At 58.0% G+C, this 6,268-nt stretch carries 5 protein-coding genes; 4 read left to right on the forward strand and 1 reads right to left on the reverse strand.

Annotation, left to right across the window (positions count from 1 at the left end; all coding sequences use genetic code 11):
• Window positions 1-142: 142 nt before the first annotated feature.
• A complete protein-coding gene (gene tcuC, locus F7R06_RS07725; RefSeq protein ID WP_090320565.1) occupies window positions 143-1,435 on the forward strand; it encodes an MFS transporter in 1,293 nt (430 codons plus the stop codon).
• Between the two features lie 23 nt (window positions 1,436-1,458).
• Window positions 1,459-2,235, forward strand: a complete 777-nt coding sequence (locus tag F7R06_RS07730; RefSeq protein ID WP_090320562.1) for a substrate-binding domain-containing protein — start codon at window positions 1,459-1,461, stop codon at window positions 2,233-2,235.
• Here the strand turns inward: F7R06_RS07730 and F7R06_RS07735 are convergent.
• On the reverse strand, window positions 2,225-3,139 hold the full coding sequence (locus F7R06_RS07735; RefSeq protein WP_090327277.1) for a LysR family transcriptional regulator: 915 nt from the start codon (window positions 3,137-3,139) through the stop codon (window positions 2,225-2,227). The two genes, F7R06_RS07730 and F7R06_RS07735, sit on opposite strands and share 11 nt — an antisense overlap.
• Window positions 3,140-3,520: 381 nt before the next feature.
• Between F7R06_RS07735 and gabP the strand changes: the two genes are divergently transcribed.
• Both gabP and gbdR read left to right on the forward strand, forming a co-directional pair.
• Window positions 3,521-4,921, forward strand: a complete 1,401-nt coding sequence (gene gabP / locus F7R06_RS07740) for a GABA permease (RefSeq protein WP_090320559.1) — start codon at window positions 3,521-3,523, stop codon at window positions 4,919-4,921.
• A 108-nt stretch (window positions 4,922-5,029) separates the two neighbouring features.
• Window positions 5,030-6,145, forward strand: coding sequence for a choline metabolism transcriptional regulator GbdR (gbdR, locus tag F7R06_RS07745; protein WP_090320556.1), 1,116 nt, complete (start codon window positions 5,030-5,032; stop codon window positions 6,143-6,145).
• The last annotated feature ends 123 nt before the right edge of the window (window positions 6,146-6,268 follow it).

The raw sequence follows: 6,268 nt of genomic DNA on the forward strand, positions 1-6,268 counted from the left end.
AAAGCATTGATCCGTCCTGCGCATCAATGCATGCCAAAAACGCACTTATCATATCAATCACCCTGTTCCACTATCCGCCCCAATAAGAACCGTGCACCGCCTACAGGCAGTGCACGTCATAAAAGCGGTGGAGTACTTATCGATGACAGCCTCAATTCCGCGCGGACGCTCCCGCGCCAGTGCCATTTTCCGGGTCACCTCGGGCAATTTCCTCGAACAGTTCGATTTTTTCCTTTTCGGTTTCTATGCCACGCAAATTGCGGCCGTGTTCTTCCCGGCCAGCAGCGAGTTCGCTTCCTTGATGATGACCTTTGCCGTGTTCGGCGCAGGCTTCTTGATGCGTCCATTGGGTGCGGTGCTGCTGGGTGCGTACATTGATGATGTGGGTCGGCGCAAAGGGCTGATCGTGACCTTGTCGATCATGGCCAGCGGCACGATCCTGATTGTGCTGGTGCCCGGCTACGAAACCATTGGTTTGTTCGCGCCGGCCCTTGTCCTGATCGGACGGTTGCTGCAAGGGTTTTCGGCGGGCGCGGAGCTGGGCGGCGTCTCGGTGTATCTCTCGGAAATCGCCACACCCGGCAACAAGGGTTTTTTCACCAGTTGGCAGTCAGCCAGTCAGCAAGTGGCAATCGTGGTCGCCGCTGCGCTGGGCTACGGCCTGAACCAATGGATGGCGCCAACGATGGTCGCCGACTGGGGCTGGCGGATCCCGTTTTTTGTCGGCTGCATGATCGTGCCGTTCATCTTCCTGCTGCGTCGTAACCTGGAAGAAACCGAAGAGTTCGCCGCTCGTAAACACCGTCCAGGCATGGGCGAGGTATTGCGTACGCTGGCACAGAACTGGGTGGTCGTATTCGCCGGCATGATGATGGTCGCCTTGACCACCACCGCGTTTTACCTGATCACCGTGTACGCGCCGACCTTCGGCAAAACCGTACTGCACCTGAGTACATCCGATGCGTTGCTGGTGACGTTGCTGGTAGGCGTGTCGAACTTCTTCTGGCTGCCGATTGGCGGCGCGTTGTCCGACCGTATCGGCCGACGCCCGGTGCTGATCGCCATGGCCCTGTTGGCATTGGCCACCACCTATCCGGCGCTGACGTACCTGGTACAGGCACCAAGCTTCCTCAACATGTTGCTGGTGCTGCTGTGGTTGTCGTTCATTTATGGCTTGTACAACGGCGCGATGATCCCGGCGCTGACGGAAATCATGCCGGTGCACGTGCGGGTCGCCGGGTTCTCCCTGGCGTATAGCCTGGCCACCGCCGTGTTTGGCGGATTCACCCCGGCGATGTCGACCCTGCTGATTCAGTACACCGGCGACAAGGCTGCGCCCGGCTACTGGATGAGTTTCGCCGCGCTCTGTGCGTTGTGCGCGACGTTGTACCTGTATCGCCGCGCCAGCGGTCGCCTGCAACCCGCCCTTTCCTGAGCCCGTCTTCGAGAACACACACGATGAAAAAGCTATTCAACGTTGCGGCCCTGAGCCTGCTTCTCAGCCTGGGGCTGAGTACCTTGGCCCAGGCTGAAGAGATCCGCGTGATGACCTCCGGCGGTTTCACCGCCGCCTATAAGATCCTCGGCCCGAAATTCGCCGCAGCCACCGGCAACACTCTCCATACCGATCTTGGCCCATCGATGGGCAAAGCCCCGGAAGCGATCCCCAATCGCCTGGCTCGCGGTGAACAGGCCGATGTCGTGATCATGGTCGGCTACGCCCTCGACGACCTGATCAAGCAAGGCAAGGTCGACCCGGCTTCACGGGTCGAGCTGGCAGACTCGCGAATCGGCCTGGTGGTGCGCGAAGGGGCGCCGAAGCCGGACATCAGTTCCATCGACGGCCTGAAAAAGACCTTGCTCGACGCCAGATCCGTGGCCTATTCCGACAGCGCCAGCGGCGTCTACATTGAACAGCAGCTGTTCAAACGGCTGGGCATCGAAGACCAGCTCAAGCCCAAGTCGACCATGGTCCCGAAAATACCCGTGGGTTCCGTGGTGGCCACCGGCGACTATCAAATGGGCTTTCAGCAGGTGAGCGAATTGCTGCCAGTGCCAGGGGTGAGTTTTGTCGCGAAGATTCCGGAGTCGGTGCAATCGGTGACCCGATTCGCTGCCGGCATTCCGGTGGGGGCGCAACACCCGGCCGAAGCCAAAGCGTTGCTGGCCTATCTGGCATCAGCCCAGGCACAGCCGGATGTGAAAGCCACCGGACTGGATTCGGTCAGTCACTGACAGACGGCGGCTGGACTTTCATTTCCACCACCAGGCGTTCCAGTTCCAGTGCAGCCGGGGTCAGGGTTCGGCCCCGGCGCTTGATCAAACCGACGCTGCGCATCACCTGTGGGTCGGTCAGCGGCACCTGCGTCAGAATCGGGTGATCCGCTGCCGGCATTGCCATCAGCGGCACCGCCGCCACGCCGAGCCCCGCCTCCACCAGGCCGATCATGGTCGTCACATGTCGGGTTTCGCAGATGCTCGGCCGCTGCGGCACCACCCGGGTCAATGCCTGATCCAGTAAAAAACGGTTGCCCGAGGTTTTATCCAGCGAGATGTAATCTTGCTGATAGAACTCATTCCACGTCACGCTGCTGCGCCCGGCCAATGGATGGTCGCGGCGACAGGCCACCACATAACTTTCCTGAACCAGTGGCTCGAAATCCACTTCGGCTTCCTGCGTGCCCATGAAACTCAGGCCGAAATCCGCTTCGCCGTTGACGACCGCACTCAGCACTTCGTGGGCGCTGGAATCCAGCACTTTGACTTTGATCCGTGGAAATTGCCGATGGTAATGAGCGACGACCCGCGGCATGAAGTAGTACGCCGCCGACGGCACGCAAGCGACGGTGACATGGCCCAGGCGCGTCGAGGCGACTTCGCTGATGCCCAGCAACGCGACGTCCAGATCGTCCAGCAGGCGCTCCACGCTCGGCATGAAACCGCGTCCGGCCTGGGTCAGGCTGACCTTGCGCGTGGTGCGTTCAAAGAGCCTCACGCCCAGGGCATCCTCGAGTTTTTCAATGCGCCGGCTCAGGGCCGGCTGGGAAATGCGCACCGTGTCGGCAGCCTTGCGAAAGCTGCCCTGCTCAACCACGGCACGAAAGGCCTGCAAGTCGTTGAGGTCGAAATTGATGGCCATGGTCTGCACTCGCAGAGGAATCGGATTGATCCACTTATTCTATGAATGTAACCAACTAATGCAAAATGTAACGAGATTGAACCCATCAAAACAAAATAAACACGACAGCCCAGTTTGTGACCAATTGGTTTCAGTTGTGAACTCCGAGTCGGTACGTGTCGATATCAGGCAAGGGGGTGGCGCGAACAGGCTACTGAATCGTCGGACAAGCCGGGTAAGGTGGCGCGTCTTTTCATCTAAATATCCACATCCCGATTATGGGTTTGATAAGAACTGCAGCGTTTGAAGGGTGCCGTTCTCAGGACGGGACAACAGGCAACGAATGATGATTCGTAGCTTGCATCAATTCGCTTAAATGTCGATCAGCAGAGAAAATAACCAATGGTTAGCCCGAGCTCCAAGGATTCGAATGGCCAATTGGCGCAGGGCTTCAAGCCTCGTCACGTAACAATGCTCTCAATCGCCGGTATCATCGGCGCCGGTTTATTCGTTGGCTCAGGACATGCCATTGCCGCTGCTGGCCCGGCGGTCCTGCTGGCCTATCTTTTCTCTGGCCTGCTCGTCGTCCTGGTCATGCGCATGCTCGGTGAAATGGCGGTGGCGAACCCGGACACAGGCTCGTTTTCCACCTATGCCGACCAGGCAATAGGTCGCTGGGCCGGCTTCACCATCGGTTGGTTGTACTGGTGGTTCTGGGTGCTGGTGATCCCTATCGAAGCACTGGCTGCCGGCCATGTTCTGAACCAGTGGTTCCCCCAGATCGATGCCTGGCTGTTCGCCCTGGTGTCGATCATTGCGTTGGTCATCACCAATCTGTTCAGTGTCTCCAAGTACGGCGAATTCGAATTCTGGTTCGCCATGGCCAAGGTGGTGGCGATCATCGGTTTCATCGGCGTGGGTTTTGCCGTATTGATGGGCTGGATTCCCGATCGGGAAGTCAGCGGTTTGAGCGGCCTGATGGCCGAGCATGGAGGATTTGCCCCCAACGGACTGTCGGCGGTAGTCGGCGCTTTCATCACCATCATGTTCAGCTTCATTGGTACTGAAGCGGTCACCATCGCCGCCGCCGAATCCGACAATCCGTCGCAGAATATTGCCAAGGCCACCCGTTCGGTGATCTGGCGCATCGGCGTGTTCTACCTGTTGTCGATTTTCGTGGTCATCTCCGTGGTGCCTTGGAACGATCCGCTGCTGGCCCAGGTAGGCTCCTATCAGCGGGCACTGGAAATCATGAACATTCCCCACGCCAAGTTCATGGTGGACGTGGTGGTGCTGATCGCGGTGGCCAGTTGCATGAACTCCTCGATCTACATTGCCTCGCGCATGCTGTACTCGCTGGGCCGTCGTGGCGATGCGCCAAAGGCGCTGAAGGCGACCTCCTCCGAAGGCGTGCCGCGAGCAGCAGTCATCGCCAGCACCGTGCTGGGCGCAGGGATCACAGTATGGAGCTACTTCATGCCCGCCGGGCTGTTTGAGTTCCTGCTGGCCAGTTCCGGCGCGATTGCCCTGGTGGTGTACCTGGCCATTGCGGTTTCGCAATTGCGCATGCGCCGGATGTTGCGTCGGCAGAACATCGAGCTGACCTTTCGCATGTGGCTATTTCCGTGGCTCACCTGGTTGGTGATCGTGTTCATCTGCGCGGCACTGGCTGTGATGATGGCCACCCCTGAACACCGTACCGAAGTGAGCACGACTATTGGACTGGCGCTGGCGATTTCCTTTATCGGTCTTGTGACATCGCGTCAGCCTGCACAGGCTGCAAGAGCGACATCGGTGGGATAACACAAAGGCATTTACGTCGAATTTAATACTTGCGCGCGCAAAGACCAGGAGTAGTACAAGCTCCTGCGTCTCAGGCTGTAATCGCTTTTTGTGAGGACATGACCCCCGATGTCATCGAACTCTATCGTTTCCGACCGTGCAACTACCCAATCAGTTGGTTTTCTGCTGCTGGATAAATTCACGTTGATGTCCTTGGCGTCCGCCGTAGAACCCCTGCGCATGGCCAATCAGTTGTCGGGGCGAGAGCTGTATCGCTGGCATACGTTCAGCCCCGGTGGAGAGCCTGTCTGGGCCAGTGATGGCGTGCCGATTACGCCGGATGGTTCGTGGAACAATCCGTTGGTGGCGGACACCGTCATCGTGTGCGGTGGTATTGGAATCCAGAGTGCAATTACTCGCGAGCACGTCACCTGGCTGCGAGCTTTGGCGCGTCAATCCAAGCGATTGGGAGCGGTGTGCACCGGTAGCTGGTTGCTCGCCGAAGCAGGGCTACTCGACGGGTACGAGTGTAGTGTGCATTGGGAATGTCTGGCGGCCATGCAGGAAGCTTTTCCGCGAGTCAGCATCAGCGCGAGCCTCTTTACCCTCGACCGGAACCGATTCACAAGCTCCGGCGGAACAGCGCCAATGGACATGATGTTGCACCTGATCGGCCGCGATCATGGCCGTGAATTGTCTGCTGCCATTTCGGATATGTTTGTCTACGAACGCATCCGCAATGAACAAGACCATCAGCGCATCCCGCTTAGGCATGTACTAGGAACTCATCAACCCAAGCTGCAGGAGATCGTCGCGTTGATGGAAGCCAATCTTGAGGAGCCGCTCGACCTGGATAAGCTCGCAGAATACGGTGATCTGTCTCGTCGACAGCTAGAACGGCTATTTCAGAAATATCTGAACTGTACGCCGTCACGCTACTACTTGAGATTACGCCTTATTCGAGCGCGACAACTGCTTAAGCAAACGTCATTGTCGATCATAGAATTGGCATATCTATGCGGTTTCGTGTCCACACCGCATTTCTCCAAATGCTATCGCGAGTACTTTGGTGTTCCACCAAGCGACGAACGTTCCGGCTCTGAAATGAGTCGCATACCGGCAACGCTTGCGACTACGCGGCAGTCATCGACCAGACCGCCGACAGCGCTCGACCAAGCACGAAACGAATCGACCTTTGCCAGTGTTCGGATGATTGATCGTTCGAATTTTGGCGAATTGTACTGATCGGCCGCCCCAGCCGCACCATCCGTAGTGCATGGGTTTACTCAATAAGATCACGCAGGAGATTTGACGTGCACATTGGTGTTCCTCTCGAAACCCAGACGGGTGAAACACGGGTTGCTGCAA

Source organism: Pseudomonas moorei (genome assembly GCF_008801475.1).
Classification (GTDB): domain Bacteria; phylum Pseudomonadota; class Gammaproteobacteria; order Pseudomonadales; family Pseudomonadaceae; genus Aquipseudomonas; species Aquipseudomonas moorei.